This window comes from Desulfatiglans anilini DSM 4660, from assembly GCF_000422285.1.
In the GTDB taxonomy this organism is placed as follows: domain Bacteria; phylum Desulfobacterota; class DSM-4660; order Desulfatiglandales; family Desulfatiglandaceae; genus Desulfatiglans; species Desulfatiglans anilini.
The window spans coordinates 1-25,119 of record NZ_AULM01000013.1 but is presented as its reverse complement, the minus strand read 5'-3'; the positions used below and the strand labels follow the sequence as shown (position 1 = coordinate 25,119).

General features: G+C 62.7%; 25 protein-coding genes. 14 read left to right on the top strand and 11 right to left on the bottom strand.

The genetic code is table 11. The annotated features are described in order from the left end of the window. Positions 1–5: 5 nt before the first annotated feature. Both H567_RS0110980 and H567_RS28530 read right to left on the bottom strand, forming a co-directional pair. Complete coding sequence (locus H567_RS0110980) at positions 6–284, bottom strand: TMEM165/GDT1 family protein (protein ID WP_028321441.1); 279 nt, start codon at positions 282–284, stop codon at positions 6–8. A 223-nt stretch (positions 285–507) separates the two neighbouring features. Continuing rightward, positions 508–738, bottom strand: coding sequence for a hypothetical protein (locus H567_RS28530; protein WP_153306149.1), 231 nt, complete (start codon positions 736–738; stop codon positions 508–510). Positions 739–835: 97 nt separating this feature from the next. Between H567_RS28530 and dmeF the strand changes: the two genes are divergently transcribed. Beyond that, complete coding sequence (gene dmeF / locus H567_RS24405; protein ID WP_051184751.1) at positions 836–1,819, top strand: CDF family Co(II)/Ni(II) efflux transporter DmeF; 984 nt, start codon at positions 836–838, stop codon at positions 1,817–1,819. Here the strand turns inward: dmeF and H567_RS0110970 are convergent. Then, positions 1,800–2,636, bottom strand: coding sequence for a 1,4-dihydroxy-6-naphtoate synthase (locus H567_RS0110970; protein ID WP_028321440.1), 837 nt, complete (start codon positions 2,634–2,636; stop codon positions 1,800–1,802). The genes dmeF and H567_RS0110970 overlap by 20 nt on opposite strands. Next, on the bottom strand, positions 2,633–3,331 hold the full coding sequence (gene mqnB, locus H567_RS0110965) for a futalosine hydrolase (protein WP_028321439.1): 699 nt from the start codon (positions 3,329–3,331) through the stop codon (positions 2,633–2,635). Before mqnB ends, H567_RS0110970 begins: the two co-directional genes overlap by 4 nt. Before the next feature lie 727 nt (positions 3,332–4,058). Here mqnB and H567_RS24395 point away from each other — a divergent pair. After that, the gene (locus H567_RS24395; RefSeq protein ID WP_051184732.1) at positions 4,059–6,410 is read left to right on the top strand and encodes a PAS domain S-box protein; all 2,352 of its coding nucleotides are present in this window, start codon (positions 4,059–4,061) and stop codon (positions 6,408–6,410) included. Between the two features lie 178 nt (positions 6,411–6,588). Here the strand turns inward: H567_RS24395 and H567_RS0110950 are convergent, their stop codons facing one another. The 3 genes from H567_RS0110950 to H567_RS0110940 are packed head-to-tail and all read right to left on the bottom strand — an operon-like array spanning position 6,589 to position 7,736. Next, the gene (locus H567_RS0110950) at positions 6,589–6,852 is read right to left on the bottom strand and encodes a hypothetical protein (RefSeq protein WP_028321437.1); all 264 of its coding nucleotides are present in this window, start codon (positions 6,850–6,852) and stop codon (positions 6,589–6,591) included. Between the two features lie 15 nt (positions 6,853–6,867). Beyond that, positions 6,868–7,053 carry a hypothetical protein gene (locus H567_RS0110945; RefSeq protein WP_028321436.1) on the bottom strand — a complete coding sequence of 62 codons (186 nt, stop codon included), beginning with the start codon at positions 7,051–7,053 and terminating at the stop codon, positions 6,868–6,870. Positions 7,054–7,073: 20 nt separating this feature from the next. Further along, complete coding sequence (locus H567_RS0110940) at positions 7,074–7,736, bottom strand: flavin reductase family protein (protein ID WP_028321435.1); 663 nt, start codon at positions 7,734–7,736, stop codon at positions 7,074–7,076. Positions 7,737–8,177: 441 nt separating this feature from the next. Here H567_RS0110940 and H567_RS0110930 point away from each other — a divergent pair, with 441 nt between their 5' ends. Then, the gene (locus tag H567_RS0110930) at positions 8,178–9,392 is read left to right on the top strand and encodes a C45 family autoproteolytic acyltransferase/hydrolase (RefSeq protein WP_208598364.1); all 1,215 of its coding nucleotides are present in this window, start codon (positions 8,178–8,180) and stop codon (positions 9,390–9,392) included. Further along, the gene (locus H567_RS0110925) at positions 9,389–10,363 is read left to right on the top strand and encodes a class I SAM-dependent methyltransferase (RefSeq protein WP_028321433.1); all 975 of its coding nucleotides are present in this window, start codon (positions 9,389–9,391) and stop codon (positions 10,361–10,363) included. Before H567_RS0110930 ends, H567_RS0110925 begins: the two co-directional genes overlap by 4 nt. Before the next feature lie 113 nt (positions 10,364–10,476). Here H567_RS0110925 and H567_RS0110920 read toward each other — a convergent pair whose 3' ends face one another. Both H567_RS0110920 and H567_RS0110915 read right to left on the bottom strand, forming a co-directional pair. After that, positions 10,477–11,193 (bottom strand): MotA/TolQ/ExbB proton channel family protein, encoded by a 717-nt coding sequence (locus H567_RS0110920; RefSeq protein ID WP_028321432.1) that lies wholly within the window; start codon positions 11,191–11,193, stop codon positions 10,477–10,479. 50 nt (positions 11,194–11,243) lie between these two features. Beyond that, positions 11,244–12,554: an aminotransferase class I/II-fold pyridoxal phosphate-dependent enzyme gene (locus tag H567_RS0110915; RefSeq protein ID WP_028321431.1), complete on the bottom strand. Its 1,311-nt coding sequence runs from the start codon at positions 12,552–12,554 to the stop codon at positions 11,244–11,246. A gap of 248 nt (positions 12,555–12,802) precedes the next feature. On the opposite strand from H567_RS0110915, the gene H567_RS0110910 reads away from it, so the two are divergent. Continuing rightward, entirely contained in the window at positions 12,803–13,993 is a 1,191-nt protein-coding gene (locus H567_RS0110910; protein ID WP_028321430.1) for an acetyl-CoA C-acetyltransferase, read from the top strand. Between the two features lie 176 nt (positions 13,994–14,169). Further along, on the top strand, positions 14,170–15,453 hold the full coding sequence (locus H567_RS0110905; RefSeq protein WP_028321429.1) for an acetyl-CoA C-acetyltransferase: 1,284 nt from the start codon (positions 14,170–14,172) through the stop codon (positions 15,451–15,453). Here the strand turns inward: H567_RS0110905 and H567_RS0110900 are convergent. Then, positions 15,420–15,719, bottom strand: coding sequence for a hypothetical protein (locus H567_RS0110900; protein ID WP_153306148.1), 300 nt, complete (start codon positions 15,717–15,719; stop codon positions 15,420–15,422). The two genes, H567_RS0110905 and H567_RS0110900, sit on opposite strands and share 34 nt — an antisense overlap. Here H567_RS0110900 and H567_RS0110895 point away from each other — a divergent pair. From H567_RS0110895 to H567_RS0110860, 8 genes are all read left to right on the top strand, one after another. After that, entirely contained in the window at positions 15,697–16,488 is a 792-nt protein-coding gene (locus tag H567_RS0110895; protein WP_315861782.1) for an enoyl-CoA hydratase-related protein, read from the top strand. The two genes, H567_RS0110900 and H567_RS0110895, sit on opposite strands and share 23 nt — an antisense overlap. 184 nt (positions 16,489–16,672) lie before the next feature. Then, a complete protein-coding gene (locus H567_RS0110890) occupies positions 16,673–17,821 on the top strand; it encodes an acyl-CoA dehydrogenase (protein ID WP_028321426.1) in 1,149 nt (382 codons plus the stop codon). Positions 17,822–17,937: 116 nt separating this feature from the next. Next, positions 17,938–19,623 carry a methylmalonyl-CoA mutase family protein gene (locus H567_RS0110885; RefSeq protein WP_084517158.1) on the top strand — a complete coding sequence of 562 codons (1,686 nt, stop codon included), beginning with the start codon at positions 17,938–17,940 and terminating at the stop codon, positions 19,621–19,623. 251 nt (positions 19,624–19,874) lie between these two features. Further along, a complete protein-coding gene (locus H567_RS0110880; protein WP_028321424.1) occupies positions 19,875–20,285 on the top strand; it encodes a cobalamin B12-binding domain-containing protein in 411 nt (136 codons plus the stop codon). Between the two features lie 6 nt (positions 20,286–20,291). Further along, a complete protein-coding gene (meaB, locus tag H567_RS0110875) occupies positions 20,292–21,251 on the top strand; it encodes a methylmalonyl Co-A mutase-associated GTPase MeaB (RefSeq protein ID WP_028321423.1) in 960 nt (319 codons plus the stop codon). A gap of 215 nt (positions 21,252–21,466) precedes the next feature. Beyond that, positions 21,467–21,718: a hypothetical protein gene (locus H567_RS0110870; protein ID WP_028321422.1), complete on the top strand. Its 252-nt coding sequence runs from the start codon at positions 21,467–21,469 to the stop codon at positions 21,716–21,718. Between the two features lie 69 nt (positions 21,719–21,787). Continuing rightward, the gene (locus H567_RS0110865) at positions 21,788–22,336 is read left to right on the top strand and encodes a helix-turn-helix domain-containing protein (protein ID WP_028321421.1); all 549 of its coding nucleotides are present in this window, start codon (positions 21,788–21,790) and stop codon (positions 22,334–22,336) included. A gap of 63 nt (positions 22,337–22,399) precedes the next feature. After that, on the top strand, positions 22,400–23,542 hold the full coding sequence (locus H567_RS0110860) for an acyl-CoA dehydrogenase (protein ID WP_028321420.1): 1,143 nt from the start codon (positions 22,400–22,402) through the stop codon (positions 23,540–23,542). Positions 23,543–23,549: 7 nt separating this feature from the next. Here the strand turns inward: H567_RS0110860 and gltX are convergent, their stop codons facing one another. After that, on the bottom strand, positions 23,550–24,959 hold the full coding sequence (gene gltX / locus H567_RS0110855) for a glutamate--tRNA ligase (RefSeq protein WP_028321419.1): 1,410 nt from the start codon (positions 24,957–24,959) through the stop codon (positions 23,550–23,552). Positions 24,960–25,119: the final 160 nt, after the last annotated feature.

The following is a 25,119-nucleotide window of genomic DNA, read 5'->3' as shown; positions in this document are numbered from 1 at the left end:
CTCCGCTACTTGCTGCCCGAAAAGAGCACCATCCACACGCCGAGGACGATGAAGAACAAGCCGGCGCCGAGCTTGATGCAATGGGGAGGCACGATACGGCTGATGAACGACCCGAAGAGGACGGCGAGGAGCGAGGTCGTGATGAGCGCGCCGGCCGAGCCGAGAAAGACCGCCGTGCGGGACTTGGTTTCAACGGCGAAGGCGAAGGTCGCCAGCTGGGTCTTGTCGCCGAGTTCGGCCAGGAAGACCAGGGCGAAGGTGGTGAGCAGCACTTTGAAATCCATGGTGTTTCTCCCTGATGGTCGGGGTGGGTGATGCGCCAGTCTCCGATTCGGAAAGAGGAATGTTTCTTCGCACGCCTCGCGTGTTCAGCACAGCCGCTTCGGGGCGGGTCCCGCTTTCTTCACACCCTTCGAGTGCTCAGTCCCAGCGCTTCGCAGCGGCTTCTGGTCCTTTCACGGGCTTTGGGTGCTCAGGCCCACCGCTTCGGGGCGGGTCCTGGTGTTTTCACACGCTTCGCGTGCTCGATTCCACCGTTTTGCGGCCGGAATGAACGTGGCCAATATCGAGTAAATCAAGCCTTTGTGCGGATGCGACCTCGTGATCGCCGCACAGGCAAATACGCAGGTTGACGCCGACATGGGCAAAAAAACCCTTTTGGATGGAGACCGGCTCTTGTTGGACGTAGAAGGATGTTTGCAACGCGGTCGCCCACTCAGCGACCCTGATAAGAACCAAACTCTATACCACCATTGGCCGGAATCTTCAAATGGAATGGATCGTTGATCCGAACCCCCGGCCGGTCTGAAGGTTGATCATGCCCATGAGAAAAGACATGACGGAGATACGGAGCGACCCGGCCCCCTACTGCCATGACCACGTCTACTTGAACGGCGCCGAGGCGGCCAACGAGCGCCGCACGTGGATCGTGATCGCGCTCACGGCGGTGACGATGGTGGTCGAGATCGTATCTGGATGGATCTTCGGCTCCATGGCGCTTCTGGCCGACGGGTGGCACATGGCGAGCCACACGGCCGCCCTCGGCATCACCGCGCTCGCCTACGGGTTTTCACGGCGCCACGCCGATGACCCGCGCTTTTCCTTCGGCACCGGCAAGGTCGGTGATCTGGCGGGCTTCGCGAGCGCCAATCTCCTCGCCTTCATCGCCGTCCTGATGGGCTATGAATCGGTCGAACGCTTCCTGGCCCCCGTGCCGATCGACTTCGACGAGGCCATCGGCGTCGCGGTCCTGGGCCTTGGGGTGAACGTTCTGAGCGCCTTCATCCTGAAGGAGCGCCATGAGGGCCGACACGGGCACCGTTCCGAAGAGGGGCCGGGGCATCCCCATCACGGCGACCATCACACGGATCTCAATCTCAAGGCGGCCTACCTGCACGTGCTGGCCGATGCGTTGATTTCCGTGCTGGCCATCGCCGCTCTCACGGCCGGTCGCTTCCTCGGCTGGGTGTGGCTCGATCCGATGACGGGTGTCGTCGGCGCGGCCGTCATCCTGCGCTGGTCGTGGAAGCTCATGCGTCAGAGCGGCCGGGTGCTGCTGGACATGGTTCCCGGGATCGGGCTCCAGGCGCGCATTCGGGAGGCTGTGGAGGCGGGCGGGGCGGACCGCGTCGTGGACCTCCACCTGTGGCGCATCGGGATGGGAAAATTCGCCGCCATCCTGTCCGTCCTGACACAGGATCTCCGTTCACCCGATGACTACAAGGCGTTGCTGTGCCGTTTCGAGGAGGTGTGCCACGTGACCGTCGAGGTCAATCGAGCTGCGCCCGCCGCAGAAGCGATCAGAGAGGACAGGCCATGATCGGCCGGCCATCAGCGGGCAGCAGCCCGGCGGCCCGGGCTCGCTCGAAGAGCGTCTCGACCGCCGCGAGCCCCGCCGTCCCGAGGTCGAGCGTGTAGTCGTTCACATAGAGGTCGATGTGCCGGCGCATCACCTCGGGGTCCATCTCCTGGGCGTGTCGCCGGATGTAATCTGAGATCGCATCGCCACCGGCTCTAGCAGCGAGAAGCGAGGCGCGGATCGCCTGGTCCGCCAGGCGGGCCGCATCGGGCCCCAGGTCGCGGCGGGCGGCGATCCCGCCGAGGGGGATCGGGCATCCCGTCGTTTCCTCCCACCAGGCGCCGAGGTCCAGGACCGCCTCGAGGCCATGCGCGGGGTAGGTGAAGCGGCTTTCATGAATGATCAGTCCGAACTCGCACTCCCCGCGCTCAACGCTCGGCATGATCTCCGAGTAGACCATCTGCCGGAAGACTGGTTCGCGGCCGAGATAAAGACTCAGCAAGAGCCCGGCGGTCGTGCGTTTTCCCGGGCAGGCCACACTGGCGCTCTCGAGCCGGTTCGGCGGCGTGCCGGGGCGGGCGATCAGCAGGGGACCGCAGCCTTTTCCGAGGGCCGCACCGGTGTGCAGGAGGCCGTACCCCTCCAGCACGTGCCCGAGTGCGAAGAAGCTCAACTTGGTCACGGGCAGGCGTCCCTTCTCCGCCCAGACGTTCAGCGTCTCGACGTCCGCGAGAACCGGTTGGAAGCGGAGAGGCGTGTCGATGCGCCCCTCGGCGAGGGCGGCCATGATGAACGTGTCGTTCGGGCAGGGGGAGTATCCGATCTCGAGCGTTTTCATGCTTGCTCCTTCAGATACTGCAGGACGGCTGCCTGGGCGAGCCGCTGCGCGGGCACCAGGTCCCAGTTGTGTTTGTCACGGTCGCCGGCTTGGTTGCTGATGGCCCGGATCTCCGCCGCCCGGCAGCCGAGGGTGCGGGCGGCGGCGGCAAGAGCATAGCCTTCCATGTTTTCGGCGACGGCCCGGAAGGCCGCGGCGCGTATCCCCGCCTGCTGGAGATCCGCCGACGGACTGAGGACGGTCAGGAAGGGGCCGAATGTCGCCTTGGCCATCCGCTCGGCCGCGTCCCGGATGGCTGCGGTCAGGCGGGCGTCGAAGCGGGCGGACTGCTCGAGGCCGGGGAGGCCGAGCGCACGGGCATCCGCGGTCCCGGGCCCTGTCGGAAGGCCCAGCTCCGAAAGCCATTCGGCCTCGGCCACGGCCAGGTCCCCGGTGATGAGGCCGGAGCCCGGAAGGGCCCCTGCCGAGCCAACCATGATCACCTCGGCCCCCTTCAACTCACGGTGAAGAAGCCCCAACCCCAGGGACGCCGCGGCGACGCCGATCCCAAGGGCTGCAAGTCCAACGGGGCGTTCGCCGATCCGGCCCCTATGGACCGGCAAAGGGAGGTCGTGCTCTTCGGGCGCCGCGTGCAGCGCCTGCTTGAGCAGATCCAGTTCGTCTTGCATTGCGGCCAGGATCCAGATCGTGGTCATGACGCTTACCGCCTTTTCGAATGAATTTCCCTCCGGTCGGCCGACAGCCCCCCAAGATCCGTCAAGACATGCCTTTCAGCGTCCTTCCTCACTGCGCGGGCAGCATCGCAAAGCCTCCCTTCCGCGTGCGCCGAAGAGGGAGAAGCCGGTTGAGGGGTTTATTCTACCAGCAAGGGCCCGAGGGCACAATGCAGAGATGTTTTCGGTCAAGGGGATGTCCCCGCTGCAGCGGTCCACGGTCTTCCTGGACCCTCGAAGGCTTGTGATTCAGGTGCTAGGAAACTGCCTCGGCTCAAGCGCATGCTGATTCGTGTCCACCCGGACATGCTTTCCTGATGGAACCCGGTACCCAATCCGGGAATGAGGGTCTTTCTATACACGCTTCGCGTGCTCGGGGCCGCCGCTTCGCGGCAGGTCCCGGTTTGGCCGATAGGCAGGAAATCAATCGTTTGCGCGGAGGCGACCCGGAGGCCGCCGCACAAGCAAATGGGCAGACTGACGCCGCGATCGGCCCAAAAGACCGCTTTCGGAAGGAATCTGATTCAGCACATGGAGGAGATGCGTGTGAGATGATGCCCGAGGAAGGTGATTGCCTTGAAGGCGCATCATGGTGTAAAAGGGAAGGACCCACCTGCAGCTCAAGCGCCTTTGCTTTTGGTCTTCAACGTCCATGTATGAACGGGAACGGACGGCTCGCCAAGTTCCCCTGATGTTAGGAGAGAATCACATGGCTGAGAGCTCCACCCATGAGCAGTTGGTAGAACGGGTCAAGACACTGGAAATGGAGGCCGCAAGGCGTTCGGAGGCGGAAAACGCGCTTCGCGACAGCGAACAGCTTCTCTCCCAGATCATCCAAGGCAGTCCCATCCCCACCTTCGTGATCGACAAGAACCATTGCGTCACGCACTACAACCGTGCCTGCGAGAATCTAACCGGGGTGAATGCGGAGGATATCCTCGGGACGCGCCGTCAGTGGTCGGCCTTCTACTCCGAGGAGCGGCCGGTGCTCGCCGACTTCATCGTCGATCAGGCGCCCGGAGAGGAGATCGTCCGCCTTTACGGGAAGCGGTGCCGTCGTTCGAACGTCATCGAGGGGGCGTACGAAGCGGAGGGGTTTTTCCAGGCCCTCGGGCAAAAGGGCCGCTGGCTCTTTTTTACAGCGGCGCCCCTGTATGGCCAGCACCGCGAGGTGATCGGAGCGGTGGAGACCCTGCAGGATATGACCGACCGGAAGCGGGCGGAGGAGGTGGTCCGCAATTCGGAGCGGCGCTACCGGACGCTGCTGGATTTTGTGCCCTACCCCATGGTGGCCTTTTCGCTCGAAGGCAAGGTCACCTATGCCAATGCCGCGTTTACCGAGACCTTCGGCTGGACCTTTCAGGAATTGAAGGGCCAGCGCATCCCCTACGTCCCGGAGGGGCTCGAAAAGGAGACCAGCGAAAAACTCCAGGAACTGATCCGGACGCGTCTGGTACTCCGCCACGAAACCAAGCGCCGAACGCGGGACGGGCGTACGCTCGATGTCGTCATGCGCGGGGTCGTTTTTCTGGATGACGAGGGCGAGCCGGCCGGGGAACTGGTGATCCTCAGGGATATCACGAACGAGAAGCGGCTCGCGCGCAACAACGAGATTCTGCACCGCATCAGCGTAGCCCTGCCGGAGTACCCGGATCTCGAGGAACTACTGGACTATATCAGCGAGGAGGTGCGGCACCTTCTGGGAAGCGAAGGTGCGCTTATCATCCTGCACGACGAGGAGAAAAAGGAGCTTTACGCCCTCGGCGGGGCCTACGACGACACCGCCACAGAGCGCCGCGTGAAGGAGATCCGCTGGGGGATGGACCAGCTCGTGGCGGGAAAGGTCATCCAGACCGGGGAGCCCATGATCGTCACCGACACCTCGGTCGACCCCTCACTGCATCGGGAGCGGGACAAGAAGCTCGGATACCACACCCGCAACCTGGTGCTGGTGCCCCTCCGAAGCTTCGACCGCATCATCGGGTCGCTTTGCGCCATCAACAAGTTCGAGGGGAATTTCGATGAGACGGACGAAGCCCTCCTCAGCATGATCGCGGGCACGGTCGTCCTCTCGATCGAAAACGCGCGGTTTTCCGAGGAGCTGAAGCGTGCGTACCGGGAGGTCAGCAGCCTCAACCGCGCGAAGGACAAGGTCATCAACCATCTGAGCCATGAACTCAAGACGCCGATCTCCGTTCTTTCAGGTTCTCTGAACGTCCTCGAGAGGAGGCTTGAGGAGCTGCCGGAGCAGAATTGGAAAACGACGATGGCGCGTGCGCGAAGGAACCTCGACCGGATCACCGAGATCGAGGACGAGGTCGACGACATCATGCAGGGGCGGACGCACGAGATCTACGCCATGATGAATCTGCTGGTGGAGCAGTGCACGGACGAACTGGAGACCCTCCTGGCGGAGATGGTCGGTGAGGCGTCGGGCATCGCCCTGGTGCGGCGGCGAATCGAGGAGCTCTTCTCGCCCCGGGAGATGGTGGCCCGCAAGGTTCTGCTGCACGACTTCGTGAGTGAGCGGCTGCCCGTGCTGCAGGCCGAATTCCCCACCAGGGAGGTGGAACTATTCCTGGAGGTGGAGCCTGTCCCCCCGATTCTGATCCCGGTCGAGGCCATCCAGAAGATCTTCGACGGTTTGGTGAAGAACGCCGTCGAGAACACCCCCAACGAGGGGAAGATCGAGATTGCAGTCAAGAAAGAGGGCACCGGGGCCCTCCTGCGGGTCAGGGACTACGGGGTCGGGATTACCCCCGACCACCAGCGGCGGATCTTCGAGGGGTTTTTCACCACCCGCGATACCATGGCCTACTCGTCCAAGCGGCCCTTCGACTTCAATGCGGGCGGCAAGGGCGCAGACCTTCTCCGCATGAAGATCTTCTCCGAACGCTACCACTTCCGGATCGAAATGGAATCGACACGGTGCCGTTTCATCCCCAAGGAGGACGACATCTGCCCCAGCCGCATCAGCGACTGCGCCTGCTGCGACTCCCCGGAAGACTGCTTCAACTCGGGAGGGACCGTTTTTATCCTGCACTTTCCCCCCGCACCCTGACATCCGAGCACCCGGGTCGAAGGGCCCGGGCGCAGCTTTTTTGTCTCCCGCTCGAATGCTCGACGCCCCCTATCTATCGCACCCCCTTCAAAAAGCCCTTTGTCAAAGCCCCCGGTTCCCCAATCGTACAGTCCGCATGGGCATCGGAAAGGACCGGCCTTCGAGCGATCACGAAACATCAGCTGACGATGATATCGAGCGGCCTGCCGGCCGCTTCTTTTTCCAGCAACTGCTCAACGGTCAGATCCTCCACCCTGTGGGCATCCCGCACGGAGAAATAGACGTCGCTCGATGCGTTGTAGCTCAAGGAGGGGTCGGCTGCGTCGAGGACGTCGGTCCATGCCGCCCCGAAACGGCCTCGAAAGGCTGTTTCCCAGGCCTCATCCGCAACATCCTCCAGAAAAGCCGGCCAGATCCTGTCCAGGTTGCCGACCGCAACCACCCGCCGCGGGATGATTCACCCGGTTTCGTAGAAGTAGACCGGCAGAGCCGCCGGTGTGCCGCCCCCGGTGTGCGCAGCGAGGCCGGCGGCGACCTCTTCCCCTAGCGCTCCAAAAACGACAAAAGATCGCCGCGCGGCAAGATCGAGTATCCTTGGCAGACGGCCGCAGCCGATAGCGACCAAAACCGCTTCTTCTCCCATTTGAATTCCTCGCCCGCGTATTATTTTCTGCCGGGCGCCCCTTCCAGGCCCGTCAGCAGCAGCTCGTTTTCGCCCGGAATGACCATTTCGAAGAGGGAGTCCACCGTGGTGTAGTCATAATAGCCGAGGCGCGCCAGGGGGCGGATTTTGAGGACGTCGAGTTTCCCGTCCGGGGTGATCGCGTCGTCCCGGATATGCACCAGCACCACCCTGCCGATCACGACGTCGACGGTGCCGATCGGTCCGCTGCCGGGCAGTCTCAGGGTTTGGTGGTACACGCATTCGAACTGGATGGGGGATTCCGCCACCCGGAAGGGCTTCACCTTCAGGGACGGCGCCTTGGTGAGCCCGGCCAGATCGAATTCGTCCACGTCGGGGGGAACCTCCGCCGCAGACCGGTTGACGGCCTCGCGCAGATCGTAGGTGGCCATGTTGTATACGAATTCTCCGGTCTCCTCGATGTTCACGACCGTGTCTTTCCGCTTCCCGTGCGTGTTCTGGTTGGCGGCGATCATGACGTACGGCGGGTCGAACGTGAGGTTCTGGAATTGGCTGTAGGGGGCGAGGTTGTCCGTACGTTTCTTGCTGCGGGTCGATATCCACCCGATAGGCCGGGGCACGACGCAGGATTTGAACGGGTTGAAGGCCAGGCCGTGGTCGCCTTTTTGCGGATCGTAGTACATGGCTCCCTCCCGGAGTAGTTATCTCGATCGGTGATGGTCCGTGTCAAGTGGACATCGGCGATCAACAAGAGCGTCTCGTCAACGGGCGGCGATTTCCTCTGAGCCGGCACGTCGTCCCGTGATTCTCTCTATTAGGTTCCCCTCTGTCAAGTTGACAAAGAGGCGTTGCTTCGGACGGATACCGGCATGCCCTTGTTTTATTGACAGGGTTTGTGCTACAAGAACTCCATGGTTTCAGCCATTCGGAGCTGATCGTCCGGAAAAGCCGGACTTCCAAAGGGCAGGAGGAAATGATTCCCGCGGTGGAAGCCGGCGCCAAAACAATTCTGTAAAACGGTTTTCTCCGAATGTTCGTCAGACCTTGTATGGGATGATCGAATCATGGTCTCTTTGTGCCGGGATCCTGCGAGAGGGTTTTATCGAAGGGGCGGCGGGAAAAACATGCATGCAATGATCTGGAAGTTCCTGGCTGCAGCGGCGCTCGCAGTGTGCATTTCCCTGCATCCATCGGGGGGAGGCGCCGAACCGAAGATGGCGCCTCTGTCTGAGGTTGCCGAAAGGTATGAAAGCGGGAGGCTTTACCGGTGTGGAAAACTGAATGTCCTCGATCTGCACGGGTCCTACAGGCAGATGGGGCGGCAGTACGGGCATCTCCTGCAGGATGAATTGCGGCGTTTGTATGCGGAGGCCATCGAAGGGTATTTCATCGGCGAAAAAGGGCTTGCACCGGAGGCGATGAGGCAGGCGGCCCAATCGCTCTATGCATTCTATCCCCACCGTTTCAAGACCTTTTTCGAGGGCATGGCGGAGACGTCCGGGCTGGCCCTCGAAAAGCACATCCTGCTCAACGCCATCGAGCTGTACGGTCTGCTTCCCGGCTGCTCGGGCATCGCCGCGTGGAAGGATTATACGGCGGGCGGTCCTCTCGTCTTCGGCCGCAATTACGACTGGTTCGGAAGTTACCGCTCCTTTGCGCGCTTCCTCACGGTTACGGTTTTCAATGGAGGGGATGGCATTCCTGCGGCCATCGCCACCTTTGCCGGCGTAATCTACGCCACCACCGGCATGAATGCGCAGGGGCTTTTTCTGGAACTCAACAACGGGTTCCCGTCCGGAGGGTCCCTTGCCTACTCGAACCGGGTGCCGGCCGTTGTCCATCTGCTGGCGTTCCTTCGGGACTGTTCGAATATGGCGCACCTCGACGCCGCCCTGAACTCGACCCGCTCGAACTTTACGTTCATCATCAATGTTGCCGACCGGGAGGCGGCTTTTGCCTATGAATGGCTTCCCTTCGATATCCGGAGGCGGACCGGCAAGGCCGACGGTCTGCTGGTGGCGACGAATCACTTCGTGGATCCGGGATGGGGCATCGAACTGCAGGATACCGGCGGGTTCAAAACCAGGGAGCGCAGGGACAATCTCCTGTCTCTTGCCGAGGGCCGTAAAGGTCGTATAACGGTCGAGGCGATGATGGAGATCCTGGACACGGACATCGACCGGGGCGGTGCTGCCTGGCCGGCGGGGGATGCGATCCAGACGGTTTACCAGATCATCGCCGTTCCTGCTGAACGCAAGTTTTGGGTCAAGGTGCCGGGCTTCCAGGAATGGACCGCTGTGGACCTGGACCGGCTGTTTTCAGAGGCTGATTCTCGATGACCAACCGGACCGCCTGTTCGATACCCTGCAATCTGTGTGGCTCTGAATCCGTTGAGGAGATCTCTCTTCGGGATCGGGAAGGGCGGTACCTGAGGACGGTTATTTGCACGGAGTGCGGCCTGATCTGGAGCGATCCGCGGCCGTCCGACGAGCGGATCGAGCACTTCTACGCGAAGCGGTATCGAAAAGAATACAAGCGCATCACCAGCCCCAAGAAAAAACATGTCTACCGGCATGCTAAAAACGCGCTGAAACGATACGGGTTCTTCAGGGATGTTCTGAAGGAAGGCGATCGGTTGCTGGATATCGGCGCGGGCAATGGGGTGTTCGTTTACTGCTTGCGGCGCCTTGGCGCCGAGGCCTCCGGGATCGAGCCCGATGAAAGTCATTCACGCTATGCACGCGAGGAGCTGCACGTCCCGGTGGAAACCGGTTTTTCACGGGAAATCGACCGGTTTGGCGCCTTCGATATCATTACCTTGAACCATGTCCTCGAGCATATGATCGATCCTCTTGCCGAATTGAGGCATATCCGGGCCCTCTTGAAGAGCGGTGGATTTCTGGTGGTCGACGTGCCCAACGCGGAGGATCTGAGACAGGATCCAAAAAACCGATACCACAAGGCCCATCTCTACGCCTTCAATCCCGGAAGCCTTTCCGCTCTGGGTGAAAAGGCTGGATTCCGCGTCTTCAGAAGGGAGACGGAACGGCACAACGGCAATATATCGATCCTGTTCAGAAAATCGGCCGAACCGCCCGCCGCGCCCAGCGATTTGAGCGGCAATTGCGCCAGGATCCTTGGGGTCATCGGCGCTTATACCCGCCTCCGGCATTTTGCCAGCGCGATCCCCTATAAAAAGCTCTTGGAGAATGCCGCCACGGCGCTCGAAGAGCAGGCGGCCGTCAGGCGATTCAACTGTGACCGGGATATCATCGACGCCGTTCTTCTGTCACACCGGTCGAAAGGCTGAGGCGGGCCGTCCCCCGTCGGCGACTTGGAAACCTGGATTGCGCAGAGGCCTGGAGACCCCGCCTTTTCCCGAAAGAGGCCGGGTGTGCGCACCCGGTGGCCATCGCCCGCACGTCAGGTGCGGGCATCCGGCGCCTCTCCGTCTGCGTGGGGCCTTCCCTTCATGACCGTCGCCTCGATCTGCCGGACGAATCTTGCGCCGAGGCGGTTCAGCTTGTTTTCGATGCCGCTGAGCCTGCCGAGCAGGACGTTGTGCGCCAGGGTGGCGGGGATGGCGACGATCAGTCCGAGGGCGGTCGTGACGAGCGCTTCGGCCATCCCCGGCGCCACCGCGGCGAGGGACCTCTGGGTGAGCCCTTCGAAGCTTTGAAAGGAGTGCATGATCCCCCAGACCGTGCCGAAAAGGCCCAGGAGCGGCGCTGCGTTCGCGCAGGTGGCAAGAAAGGGCAGGGTGCTGAAAAGCCGGTCCGTCTGAGCGGCGATCTCGTCCCGGGTGGTCTGGCGGATGCTTTCCATAATGAGCGGAGCGTTGTCCACGGAGTGGTTCTGCATCGCGCTCAGGCGCTTGAATTCGCTGAAGACCTCCAGGGCGAGGAGGGTTGATGGGGAGTCCTTGTGGCGCCCGGGTTTCCTGACATGCCCGTGCACGTCCTGGATGTCGCCGGGCCAGCGCAGGTCGGCTGAGGCGGCCCTGTCGGCCCGACGGAACTGAATATACTTCGTCAGGATGATCGCCCAGCTGATCAGCGACATCGCCAGCAGGATCGCCAGATCGATCCGGATGATCAGGGTGGAGCGGCTGAGCATCAGCCAGATATCGAATTCAGCCAACGATCCTCATCCTCGTTCCCGGCAGTGCAAGACGCAGGACGCGCCGCCGTCTATTTTTCCAGGTCGCGGATCCCGCTCAGCACCGCATCGAAGAGGGCCTGCACGTCCTCTTCCTCGAGGCAGGAAAAGGCGACGCGCAGGTCGGTTTTGCCGAGCGCGATGAGCCCGACCCCGTATTGGTCTAAAAGATGCGCGCGCAGCTGTTCCGCATCGACGGTCTTCAGTTTCAGGCACATGAAGTAGCCGGAGTTGAAGGGGTAGACGTCCCAGGCATCCTGGTATTTCGGGTCTTGAAGCACGCGTTTGACCTCGCGGGCACGCCCCGCCATGATCTGGAACTTCTGCTCCTTTTCGGCCGGGTACCCGGGAGAAAGAAGCGCCTTCAGCACGATCTCCTGGCTCAGACGCGAGGCGTTCGAGATGGAGCCCCGGACATCCCCCGCCGTCTTCCGCTCCAGGGCGTCGCAGGCGCCCTTTTCGTCCTCGAGGAAGACGCCCCCATAGGTGATGAAGCCGACGCGGAGCCCCCAGACGAAGTTTTCCTTGGTGGCGCCGTCGAGTTTGACGGCCAGGAGGCGCGGATGCCGGTCCACCAGCCGGGTGAAGACCGATTCCTTCGAGGCGGTTTCATCGTAGAAAAGGCCGAAGTAGGCATCGTCCGTGACGGCGAGGACATTGGTCCCGGCCTCGGCGACGGCGGTCAGGATCTCGCCGATCCGGTCGGCCTCGGCCGCGCTCACGGTGTAGCCGGTCGGGTTGTTGGGGAAGTTCAGGATGATGATGAGCTTTTTCCGTGCGGCCGCCTCTTTCCGCACGCATTCCTCGAAGGCCCCCAGGTTGAAGGCGCCTGCCTCGTCGAAGAGCGAATAATTGACCACCTCAGCGCCCCTGCGAACGCCGAAGATCATGTTGTAGTTGCCCCACATCTTGTCCGGGAGGATCAGGACGTCGCCCGGATCGGCCCACATGTCGGCGATGACGCTGAGGCCGTGGGTGATCGCGTTCGTCACGATGGGCAGGCTGACGGTCTTGCCCTTCAGGGAGGGGTTCTTGGCGAAGAGCCCTTCCTGCCAGACCTGGCGGAGCTTGGGAATCCCGAAAGACGGGGCATAGGTGAGCGCCTGCTCGGCGGTCAGCCCGGCGATGGATGCCATGACCGAAGGCAGGTACATCGTCTCGCCCTTTTCGGTCGCCATGCCGATGGTGGCGTTGAAACGATGGGCCTTCTGCTTGGCCTCGGCGCTTTGCGCCAGAATGCCTTTCGGAAAGAACAGGTTCCGGCCGACCTGGCTCAGCATGTCGAAAACGTGGGGGTTCGCCCTGCGGAGGATCTCGTTCAGTTCCTGTGCGATCGGGTTCATGCAGTGTTCCTTTCTGGTTCGAAAAGTTAAGGATTTTGAATTACCTGTTGTCAGCGCAATGGTCAAGAAAAATTCAACGGGCGGACAATCCGGCAGGCGCTCCGCGCCTCAAAAAGGCGGACGGCGGATGGAAAGGTGCTTGACTTCAAACGTGCTGCCTATATATAAAGATGCGAAAACTCAATGTGAACCAATTTCGTACACCCGGGTTTCAGGCGGGGTGCGCCCAACGGAAAGGGGAAACGGTCATGCGGGATGTGGTCATCGTCAGTGCCTGCCGAACGGCCATCGGGGACTTTGCGGGCTCCCTGAAAAACAGCGTTGCGACGGACCTCGGTGCCCTGGTCCTCAAAGAGGCGGTGAAGCGGGCCGGGATCGCCGTCACGGATGTGGACGAGGTGATCATGGGCAACGTGCTCCCCCACGGGCTCGGCCAGAACCCCGCCCGTCAGGCGATGGTCAAGGCCGGTTTCCCCTGGGAGGTCGGTGCGATCACCGTCAACAAGGTGTGCGGCTCGGGTCTGAAGGCGGTCATGCTCGCGGCGCAGGCCATTCAGTGCGGCGATGCGGAGGTGGTGGCGGCCGGCGGGATGGAGAACATGAACCTGTGCCCCTACCTGCTCGACAAGGCGCGGACGGGCTACCGCATGAACAACGCCCAGGTGGTCGACGGGATGGTCTGCGACGGCCTCTGGGACCACGTGAACGATTTTCACATGGGGGTGAGCGCGGAGCTTGTTGCCGAGAAATACGGCGTCAGCCGCTCCGATATGGATGCCTTCGCTCTGGAATCCTATCAGAAGGCCTGGTCGGCGATCGAGGCCGGTAAATTCGTCGAAGAGATGGTACCGTTGGAAATTCCGGGCCGCAAGGGTGAGATTCTGCGGTTCGAGACCGATGAGATTCCGCTCCGCAAGCCCCGCACCAGTGCCGAGGCGCTGGCCTCCCTCCGTCCCGCTTTCAAGAAGGACGGCACCGTGACGGCCGGGAACGCTTCGAAGATCAGCGACGGGGCCTCGGCCCTGGTGGTGATGTCCCGGGAGAGGGCGCAGACATTGGGGTGCCGCCCGCTGGTGCGCGTCGGCGCGCAGGGCGCCGCGGGCATCGACATGAAATATGTTCTGGTGGCGCCGATCCTCTCCATACCCAAGGTCCTTGCCAAGGACGGCCTCAAGGTATCCGACGTCGGGCTGCACGAGATCAACGAGGCCTTCAGTTCCTCGTCGGTCGCCATCAATCGGGAGCTCGGCATCGACCCCGGCCGGGTGAATGTGCACGGAGGGGCCGTGGCCCTCGGCCACCCGATCGGGGCGAGCGGCGCACGGGTCCTGACGACCCTCATCTACGCCATGAAGGACCGCGGGGCGGAGATCGGCCAGGCCTCGCTTTGCCTGGGAGGCGGCGAGGCCGTCACGCTGGTTGTCTACAACGAGCCCTGATCCCCGGCGGTACAGGCCTTCGGCCTTTGTTCGGCGGCTGTGAGTATGGCATGGGTGAGAGGTTGCCGCATCCGCAGAGGGATGCCGGCTCGCCCCGCCGGGAAATCGTTCCGAAAAACCGCTTCTTTTGATAAGAACGCGGATCATTCCATAAAAAGAGAGAAGGAGAAGAAGACATGCGTGATGTAGTGATTGTTTCCGGCGCCAGAACGCCCGTCGGTTCATTCGGCGGGACGTTGAAGGATACCCCGGTCGTACAGATGGGCGCCCTGGTCCTGAAAGAGACCCTCAAGCGGGCCGGGCTCCGCCCTGAGGCTTCCGAGAGCGTCCTGCAGTTTGCACCGGATCCGCTCAAGGGCACGGGCAGGATCGAACTGGAGAGCAAGTCTTATGACTATGACCAGGGGCTTCAGCCCGTGGCGGTCGACGAAGTGGTCATGGGCAACGTGGTCGGCGCGGGGCAGGGTCAGAACGTAGCGCGGCAGGCGACCATCGCCGCCGGCATCTCGAAGGAGACCCCCGCCTTCACGATCAACAAGGTCTGCGCCTCGGGTATGAAGGCGCTGGCCCTGGCGGCCCAGGCGATCCGCCACGGCGAGGCGGACATCATGCTCGCCGGCGGCATGGAAAACATGAGCCTCATTCCCTACGCGATGCCTGCGGCCCGCTGGGGCGCCCGAATGAACAACACGCAGCTCGTGGACCTGATGGTCTTCGACGGGCTTTTCGAGATCTTCTACGGCTACCACATGGGCATCACCGCCGAGAACATCGGGGTGAAGTACGGCATCAGCCGCCAGGAGCAGGACGAATTGGGGGCCCTTAGCCACCAGCGGGCCCGCAAGGCCATCGTCGACGGCCTCTTCAAGGACGAGATCGTGCCCGTGCCGATCCCGCAGCGCAAGGGCGAGCCGGTCTTTTTCGATACCGACGAGCGCCCCATGGACACGAGCGTCGAGAAGATGGCCAAACTCCGCCCGGCCTTCAAAAAGGACGGGGCGGTCACGGCGGGGAACGCCTCCGGGATCAACGACGCGGCTGCGGCGATGCTGCTGATGTCGGCCGAAAAGGCCAAGGAGATGGGGTTGAAGCCCATGGCCCGGATCAAGGCCTACGCCTCGGCGGCGATCGATCCGGCTTACATGGGTCTCGGACCGATCCCCGCGGTCCGGAAGCTCCTGGCGCAGACCAAGCTCGGCATGGGTGATTTCGGCGCCATCGAATTGAACGAGGCCTTTGCGGTCCAGGCGATCGCGTGCCTGCGCGAACTTGGCTGCGACCCGGAAAAGACCAATCCGCTCGGCAGCGGCATCTCGATCGGGCACCCGATCGGCTGCAGCGGTGCGCGGATCGTCCTGACCCTGATCCACCGGATGCTTCGCGATGGATGTGACCTCGGGCTGGCCTCGCTCTGCATCGGCGGCGGTCAGGGCATGGCGATGGTGATCGAGCGGGCATAACTTGCTTTCCGGCCGGCAGATGGATCGAGACCCCGCTTGTCCGGAAACGGGTATTTTTTCTTCACACGCTTCCCTGCGCAGTCCCACCGCTTGGCGGCGGGTCCCGGTTTGCCGATATCAGTAAAATCAAGCGCTTGTGCGGAGGCGGCCTGTAGGTCGCCGCACGGGCAAGCGCGCGGATTGACGCCGGAATTGGCAAGAGAGGCCATTTCCGGATAGAAACGATTCTCATTCAAGGAGTCCATGATGGCATACGAAAACATCATCTTCGAGATTCAGGAACATATCGCTGTGATCAAATTCAATCGGCCGAAGGCTTTGAACGCGATCAACCCGGCGGTGCTGGCTGAGGTCAGCGCGGCCCTGGACGAGATCGAGGCCAACCGGGCGGTGAAGGTCCTGGTGTTCACGGGCGAAGGGGAGAAGTCTTTCATCGCCGGCGCAGACATCGCCCACATGGCGAATCTCTCGCCGCTCGAGGGCCGGAAGTTTTCGCGCGAGGGGCAGGACCTGCTGCTGCGGATCGAAAAGCTGCCCATCCCGGTCATCGCCTGCGTCAACGGGTTCGCCCTGGGCGGCGGGACCGAGTTCGCGATGGCCTGCGACTTCATCTACGCCTCGGAGAAGGCAAAGTTCGGGCAGCCGGAGAGCAATTTGGGGATCATCCCGGGCTTCGGCGGCACGCAGAGGCTCGCACGGCTCGTGGGGAAGGCCATGGCCAAGGAACTCTGCATGGCGGGCAACGTGATCGGCGCAGAGGAGGCCCGCCAGATTGGACTGGTCAACAAGGTCTTTGCGGCCGATGCGCTGTGGGAAGAGACCATGAAGACCGCGAAACTGATCGCGTCCAAGGGCAAGGTGTCCATGCGCGGGATCAAACACTGCATCGACCGCGGGCTCGATGTGGATCTGCGGACCGGCTGCTACCTCGAGTCCGACGCCTTTGCGCTCTGCATGGCGAGTCCGGATGGCAGTGAAGGCATGAAGGCGTTTCTGGAAAAACGCAAGCCCGATTTCAAAGGGGAGTTGAGCTGATTTCCACCCGCAAGGGGTCTTTTCGGCCGACTCCGGGGAGCGAACGGAGAGGCCGCCCGCAGAGGATGCCGCCCATCGGGCTTTCCGCGGGCCGACGCCCCGGCTCCCGCATCTGCCGAAAGCCCCGCTTTCGGTCTGGAAACCTTGGGTTTCGTAATCTTTTCCGGATGGAGACGAGCCAGCTATGGATTTTGCACTGACCGACGAACAGCAGATGGTCCGTGAAATGGCGCGCCGCTTCGCTGAAGCGGAGATCAAGCCGAAGGCCGCCGAACTGGATGCCACGCATGCCCACCCGGCCGCGATCGTCCGGGAGTTGGGCGAACTGAAGATGCTCGGCATCGCCGTGCCCGAGGAATACGGCGGTGGCGGAATGGATTATGTGAGCTATGTGCTGGCCTTGATCGAGGTGTCGAAGGCCTGTGCATCGACCGGCGTCATCATGTCGGTCAACAACTCGCTCTACTGCTTCCCGGTGATGGCCTACGGGACCCATGAACAGAAGAAAAAATACCTCGAACCCTGCGCCTCGGGGGAAAAGCTCGGCTGCTACGGGCTGACCGAGGCCGGGGCCGGCTCCGACCCGTCCGCGATGCTTACGACGGCCGTCAGGGACGGTGATCAATGGATCATCAACGGTGAGAAGAAGTTCATCACCAACGGGAACGTGGCCTCCTACTGCGTGCTCGCCGCCGTGACCGACAAGGGCAAGGGCTACAAGGGCATCAGCACCTTCGTGGCCGATCTCGAAGACACGCCCGGCTTCAAGGTGGGGCGCGTGGAGGAAAAACTGGGCATCCTCGCCTCCGGCACGGCCGAGCTGGTTTTCGAGGATGCACGTCTGCCTGCGGACGCCCTGCTCGGGCAGGAGGGCGAAGGGTTCAAGCAGATGCTCAGCACCCTGGACGGGGGCCGCATCGGGATCGCCTCACAGGCGATCGGCATCGGGCGCGCGGTGCTGGAGGAGTCCCTTGCCTACGCCAGGACGCGCGAGCAGTTCAATAAGCCCATCTCGAGCTTCCAGGCGATCCAGTGGAAGCTGGCCGACATGGCGACCGAGCTCGATGCCGCGGAGCTTTTGACGCTTCGGGCGGCGTGGCTCGAAGACCACCACATGCCTTATGAAAAAGAGGCCGCCATGGCCAAGATGTTCGCTTCGGACATCACCATGCGGGCCTCGATCGAGGGGGTTCAGATCCTCGGCGGCTACGGCTACTCCCGGGAGTATCCCATGGAGCGGCACATGCGGGATGCCAAGATCTGCCAGATCTACGAAGGAACCAATGAGATCATGCGTCTGGTGGTGGCGCGAAACCTCCTGAAGGGGAAATAGCGCCCTGATTGGAAACGGGTTCGGGCTGGATAACCATTCCCTGAACATGCTGACTGAACCGGCGTCGACCCGTCGGCCGGTTCGAGGGATCGTCGGTCCAAAAAGGAGGGTGCCGCATGTCTATGACCTTCAACCCGAAGGTGTTCGGGGACATCGAAAAGGCGGAAGAGCGCTGGCGTAAAGAGCTGGAAGAGATTTTCAGGCAGCACGGCGAGAGGCTGGAGCGGTTCTCGACCGTTTCGGACGTCGAGATCGGCCGCCTCTATACCCCGCTCGATGTTCGGGACCAGCGTTACATGGATGCCCTGGGCTTTCCGGGCGAATACCCGTTCACCCGCGGTGTGCAGCCGTCCATGTACCGCGGGCGCCTCTGGACGATGCGCATGTTCGCGGGGCTGGGCACCGCCAAAGACACCAACCGCCGGTTCCACGTGCTGGTCAACGCCGGCCAGACCGGCCTGTCGACGGCCTTCGACATGCCGACCCTCATGGGCTACGACTCCGACGCCTCCAAGGCGCGCGGTGAGTGTGGGCGATGCGGGGTGGCCATCGACACCCTGAAGGACATGGAAGACCTCTTCGATGGCCTGCCGATCGATCAGATCACCACATCCATGACCATCAACCCCCCCGCCTCCGTCGTCTGGGCCATGTATATCGCGATGGCGGAAAACCGGGGGATCCCGCGGAATGTGATCGGCGGCACGATCCAGAACGACATGCTGAAGGAATTCATCGCCCAGAAGACCTTCATGTGCCCGCCGCGCCCTTCCGTGCGGCTCGTGACCGACACCGTCGAGTTCGGCACCCGCGAGGTCCCGCGCTGGAACACGATCAGCATCAGCGGCTATCACATCCGGGAGGCGGGCTCGACGGCGGTGCAGGAGCTGGCCTTCACGCTCGCCGACGGCATCGCCTACACGGAAGAGGCCTTGAAGCGCGGTCTGCCGGTCGACTCGTTCGCGCCGCGCTTCTCCTTTTTCTTTAACTCCCACCTGGATTTCTTCGAGGAGATCGCCAAGTTCCGCGCCGCCCGGCGGATGTGGGGCAAGATTATGCGCGAGCGCTTCAAGGCGCAGAACCCGCGCTCCTGGTGGCTCCGGTTCCACACCCAGACGGCCGGCTGCTCCTTGACGGCCCAGCAGCCTTACAACAACGTCGTGCGGACGGCGCTGGAGGCCCTTGCGGCGGTCCTGGGAGGTACGCAGTCGCTGCACACCAATTCGCTCGACGAGGTCCTCGCCATCCCCACCGAAGAGGCGGCCACGATCGCACTCCGGACCCAGCAGATCATCGCGGAGGAATCCGGCGTGGCCAATACCATCGATCCGCTCGGAGGCTCCTACTTTGTGGAGGGGCTCACGGACAAGATGGAGCGGGACGCCTTCGAGATCATCCGGAAGATCGACGACATGGGCGGCATGCTGGCGGCGATCGAGCGCAATTACCCGCAGCAGGAGATCGCCGACGCGGCTTATCATTACCAGCGGCAGATCGACGCGGGGGAGAAGACCGTCGTGGGGGTCAACAAGTACGTCACCGAAGAGGACGTCCCGGTGGAGATCCTGGAGATCGACGAGGAGCTCGAGCGGCTCCAGATCGAAAAACTCAACCGCGTGAAGTCGCTGCGCGACCAGACCAGGGTGGCGGAGTGCCTTGAACGGGTGGGCGAGGCGTGTGCGGCCGACACCAACGTCATGGAACCGGTGATTGCGGCTGTCAAGGCCCAGGCTACTTTGCAGGAGGTCTGCGACGTATACCGATCGGTGTTCGGCATCTATCGGGACCCGGGCATATACTGAGGTCGAAGGCGGCGAAGCACCCGGCCCCGGCGCTGCAAAGAGGGGTGCGGTCGAAGACGGGGCGGGGGTTGGATCGGGGGCCGCCCCGGGATGGTGAATAGGACGGAGCGAGTGTCCCGGCCGCGGCCGGGGGGTTTGGGGAAATTCACCCTGATTGGATGCGGGGCTCGGCGTGACGGGCCGCCGGCGCCTTGAAGAGATGCTGCAGGTGCGCTGCGCTTTGTCTCCAAGGTTAGCGTGAGGAGGACAAGATGACAGGCGGTAGAAGGGTTCGGGTCATGGTGGCGAAGCCGGGGCTTGACGGTCACGACCGGGGGGCGCGGATCATTGCGAGGGCCTATCGCGACGCCGGTTTCGAGGTGGTCTACAGCGGCCTTCATCAGAGCCCCGAAGAGATCGTTGAGGCCGCTATCCAGGAGGATGTGGACATGATCGGGCTTTCGAGCCTCGCAGGGGCCCATCGCTACCTTTTCCCCCGTGTCGTGGAACTGCTGAAGGAGAACGGAATCGACGATATCATCGTCGTAGGGGGCGGGATCATCCCCGAGGACGACATCCCGAAGATGAAGGCCGCCGGCATCAAGGAGATCTTCACGCCCGGCTCGCCGCTCGAGCAGATTGTTCAGTGGGTGAAGGACCATGTCACCCCGAGGGAGGTTTGAAGCCTGATGAATGAAATCGTCGAGAAGGTGATCGCCGGGGATGTACGCACCGCAGCGCGGCTCATTCGGGACATCGATGACCGGATGCCGCACGTGAGGGACATCCTCAAGGCGCTTTACCCCTACACCGGCCGGGCCTACGTGATCGGCATCACCGGCGCGCCGGGCGTGGGGAAGAGCACCCTCGTCGACCGGATGGTGAGCCACCTGCGCCAGCGGGAAAAGACGGTCGGTGTTCTGGCCGTCGATCCCACCAGCCCCTTCAGCGGCGGAGCGATCCTCGGGGACCGTGTACGGATGCAGCGCCACAGCATGGACAAGGGCGTTTTCATCCGGTCGCTCGCCACGCGGGGGCACTTCGGCGGCGTGACCCAATCGACCCGCAGCGCCATCGACGTCTTGGACGCCATGGGGAAGGACTACATCATCGTCGAGACGGTGGGTGTGGGCCAGGACGAGGTGGATGTAGTCAAGAGCGCCCACACGACGGTGATCGTCGTGATTCCGGGTATGGGAGACGACATCCAGGCCATCAAGGCGGGGATCCTAGAGGTGGGCGACATCTTTCTGATCAACAAGGCCGATCGGGACGGGGCCGACAAGACCATGACGGATCTCCGGCTGATGATCGACATGGACCAGAAGAAGTACGCCGAGGGCCGCTGGAAACCCCCCATCCTCAAGGCCCAGGCGGTTTTCGACGAAGGGGTGGTGGAGCTGATCGAGGCGATCGACCGGCACCGGGCTTACATCGAAGAGACGTGCGGGACTCTGCGGTTCCGGCAGCAACGAAGGCATGTGCGCGAGGAACTGGCTCAGCTGATCAAGGATCGGCTGGTCGAGGAGATGATCGGGCGCCTGATCGCCTCGGGCGAATTCGACCAGGCGGTGGATCGGATCGCCGACGGGTCGCTCGATCCCTATTCCGCCTGTGACGACCTTGTCCTGCCGCACCTTCAGATCTAGCGGAGGCCCTCCGTCGGGTGAAGACCCCTTCATCGCTGTTTTGCATCCGGAAATGGTCTTTTGGCCCAATCTTTGCGTTGATCTGCACCTTCGCCTGTGCGGTGGCCAACAGGCCGCCTCCGCGCAAAAGCTTGATCGCCTCGATATCGGCCCGGAATTCTCATTTCCGGATCGGGAACGAATGGGCGTGCGCAGGGCGGGCGGGGAGGGCTTCCATGCATAAAAGTCTCTGGTGGCTGCGTCAGGGCGTGATGGCATTGGCGGCGCTGTTTTTCCTCCTCTTCGGGGTCTATGTTCTCATCGCCGCCTACCATTTGAACGATCCCTTTTCCTTTGTCATGACCTTTTTTGCGTCCAACCTGATGATCCTGATCAGTCTTGCCCTTCTGGCAGGCTTTGTCTTTCAGATGTTCAAGGCTTTCAAGAAATCCGAAAATGAAGATCGGCCGGACGGACCGGTGGTTTGAGGCCCTAGTGCGAATGTGGCGGGGCCTTCGGCTCAATACCCGTGAACGGATTCAAGGGAGGGAAACCCCATGCCGCAAGAACAGTCGAGCAAGCCTTTCAGCAAGCGCCTCGCGGCGCTGCGGAAGAAAAAAGGCCTGACCCTCAAACATCTCGGCAACGAGACGGGGCTTGCGCCCAAATACATCTCCCAGGTCGAGAAGGGGGAGGTCATCCCACCGGTCGCGGTGATCCTCCAGCTTTCGAAGGCCCTCGAGGTCGATTCCAGCATCCTCCTGAAGGAAGAAAAGAAGCGGGCGGACGAACAGTCAGCGGAAGACTACCGCAAACGCACGGAGGACTACACCTACGAAAACCTGACCCCCGAGGCTCGGCACAAGCACCTGAAGGCCTTCCGGATCTTCATCGATCCGCGCTCGGAGCACAAGGGCGTCAGCTACCAGCACCCCGGTGAAGAGTTCGTCTACGTGCTTCAGGGAGAGGTGGAGGTCATGGTGGGCGAGAACCGGAATGTCCTCGCCCCGGGGCAAAACGTCCACTTCGATTCGTCCATCGTCCACAAGCTCAGGAATCTGAGCGATGTGCGGGCCGAACTCCTGGTGGTGCTCTACACCCCCTAGGGCGGAGTCCGCCCGCTGGCATGGATGGTTCTCTGATTCCAACCGTTTGAGCGAGGGTGAGGCATGGGCTACCAGTTGACGGAAGAACAGCGGATGATCCAGGCGATGGTCAGGGATTTCGCCCGGGAGGAATTGCTGCCGACGGCGGCCGAGCGGGACCGCACCTGCGAGTTTCCGCGGGAGAATCTGCGCAAGATGGGGGAGCTCGGGTTGATGGGGATGAACGTCCCGGCGGAGTACGGCGGCGCGGGGGCCGACACCGTCAGCTACTCGGCGGCGATGCAGGAGGTCGCCTATGCCTGCGCTGCGACGGCGGTCATCATGTCCGTCCACAACTCGGTCGCCTGCGGGCCGATCTATCTCTTCGGGTCGGATTTCCTCAAGGAGACCTACCTCAAACCGCTGGCCGCCGGCAGGAAGATCGGCTCGTTCGCCCTGACCGAGCCTTCGGCGGGATCCGACCCGGCGAACCAGCACACGAAGGCCGTACGGGACGGGGACAGCTACGTCATCACCGGGAACAAGATCTTTATCAGCACCGGCAAGAACTCGGATGTCACGGTGGTGACCGCCTACACCGACAAGGGCAAGCGCCACCGCGGGATCAGCGCCTTCGTGGTGGAAAAGGGGACGCCGGGGTTTTCGGTCGGGAAGGAAGAGGAGAAGATGGGCCTCAGGGCCTCGGACACCGTGGAGCTGATCTTCGATGAGTGCCGGGTGCCGGCCGGGAACCTCCTCGGCCAGGAAGGGGACGGGTTCCTGATCGCCATGGCGTCCCTCGACGGCGGCCGGATCGGGATCGCCTCGCAGTCGGTCGGGATCGCTCAGGCCTGCCTCGAAGCCAGCGTGAGCTACGCCCGGGAGCGGGTCCAGTTCAACAAGAGCATCTCGCAGTTCCAGGGGATCCGCTGGATGATCGCCGATATGGCGCTCGAGATCGAGGCCGCGCGGCTGCTCACCTTCAACGCCGCCGCCATGCGGGACCGGGGTGAGAACTTCGGCGCGGCGGCCTCCATGGCCAAGCTCTACGCCTCGGAAATGGCCAACCGGGCCGCCTACAAGGCCATCCAGGTCCACGGCGGGTACGGGTACATGAAAGACTTCCCGGTGGAGCGCTACTACCGGGACGCGCGGGTCCTGACGATCTACGAGGGGACCTCCGAGATCCAGCGCCGCGTGATTGCAAAGCACATCTTCGGACGCTGAGCCCGTTCTACCGTTTGGCCTCGATGTGGCGCAGGACGCGGTCGATCCGCCGCAGCACCTCGTCCCGGCCGAGGACCACCATCACCTCGAACAGGCCCGGGCTGGCGGTTCGGCCGGTCAGGGCCAGCCGGAGCGGCTGGGCGACTTCCTTCAGCTTGATGCCGCGCTCCCCGAGGTAGGCCCTGAACACGTCCTCCAAGGCGGCCTCCGTGAAGGTCCCCATGACTTTCAGCCTCCGCGCGAGGTCCTCGAGGTGGGGCAGGACCTCGGGGACCAGGAATTTCTTGTCCCCCTTCTCCTCATAGGCGAGCGTTTCATCGAAGTACATCCGGGCGGCGTCGGCCATCTCGACCAGGGTCCTGCTGCGTGGTTTGAGGGTGGCGACCGCCGCCTCGAGCTGTCGGGCCGGTACCCCCCGGATGCCGATGGCGTCCAGGAAGGGGGCGAGCAGTCCGGCCAGATCCTGGTCGGACGTTTCGCGGATGTACTGTGCATTCAGGTCGATGAGTTTTTCGAGATTGAAGACGCCGGCGGATTTGCCGACGTTTTCGAGCGAGAATGTTTCGATGAGTTCTTCCCGGGTGAATTTCTCCTGGTCGCCGTGGGACCAGCCCAGGCGCACGAGGGCGTTCAGCAGCGCATGCGGCAGATAGCCCATGTCGCGGTAGGCGAGGACCGACATGGCGCCGTGGCGTTTGCTGAGGCGGGTCTTGTCGGGGCCAAGGATCATGGGGACGTGGGCGTAGTAGGGCGTGGGCACCCCGAGGGCGTTGTAAATCTGGATCTGACGGGGGGTGTTGTTCACGTGGTCGTCGCCGCGGATCACGTGGGTGATCCCGAGGTCGATGTCGTCGGCCACCACCGCCATGTGATAGGTCGGGCTGCCGTCGGAGCGGCGCAGGATGAGGTCGTCCAACTCCTCGTTCGAGATGCGGATCGGCCCCTTGATGAGGTCGTCGAAATGGGTGGTCCCGGTGGCGGGGCATTTGAGCCTGACGACGGAGCCCGGGGCCGGTCCGAGCCCGAGGTCGCGGCAGGTGCCGTCGTATTTGGGTTTGAGGCCCCTGGCCTTGGCGGCGCTGCGTTTTTCTTCCAGGAGTTCGGGGGAGCAGTGGCAGTGGTAGGCCTTGCCCTCGGCGAGCAGTTGGTCGATGGCGCGGTTGTAAAGGTCGTAGCGCCGGGACTGGAAATAAGGGCCGGCATCCCAGTCGAGCCCCAGCCACTGCATGGACTCGATGATCGCCTGCGCGGCCTCGTCCGTGGATCGCGCCTGGTCGGTGTCCTCGATCCGCAGGATGAACGTCCCGCCGTGCCGGCGGGCGAAGAGCCAGTTGAAGAGGGCTGTCCGGGCGCCGCCGATGTGTAGATAACCGGTGGGGCTCGGGGGGAAACGGGTGACGATCTTCTGTTCGGTCATGAGATAGAAAAGCCTCCAGGGAATATTCAGATGGTGCCCATCCGGAAATGATGTCCCGGTAGAACCCGGTTTCCAATCCGGAAATGAGGATTTTTCTTCACACCCTTCGGGTGCTCAGTCCCACCGCTTCGCGGCGGGTCCCGGTTTGGCCAATATCAAG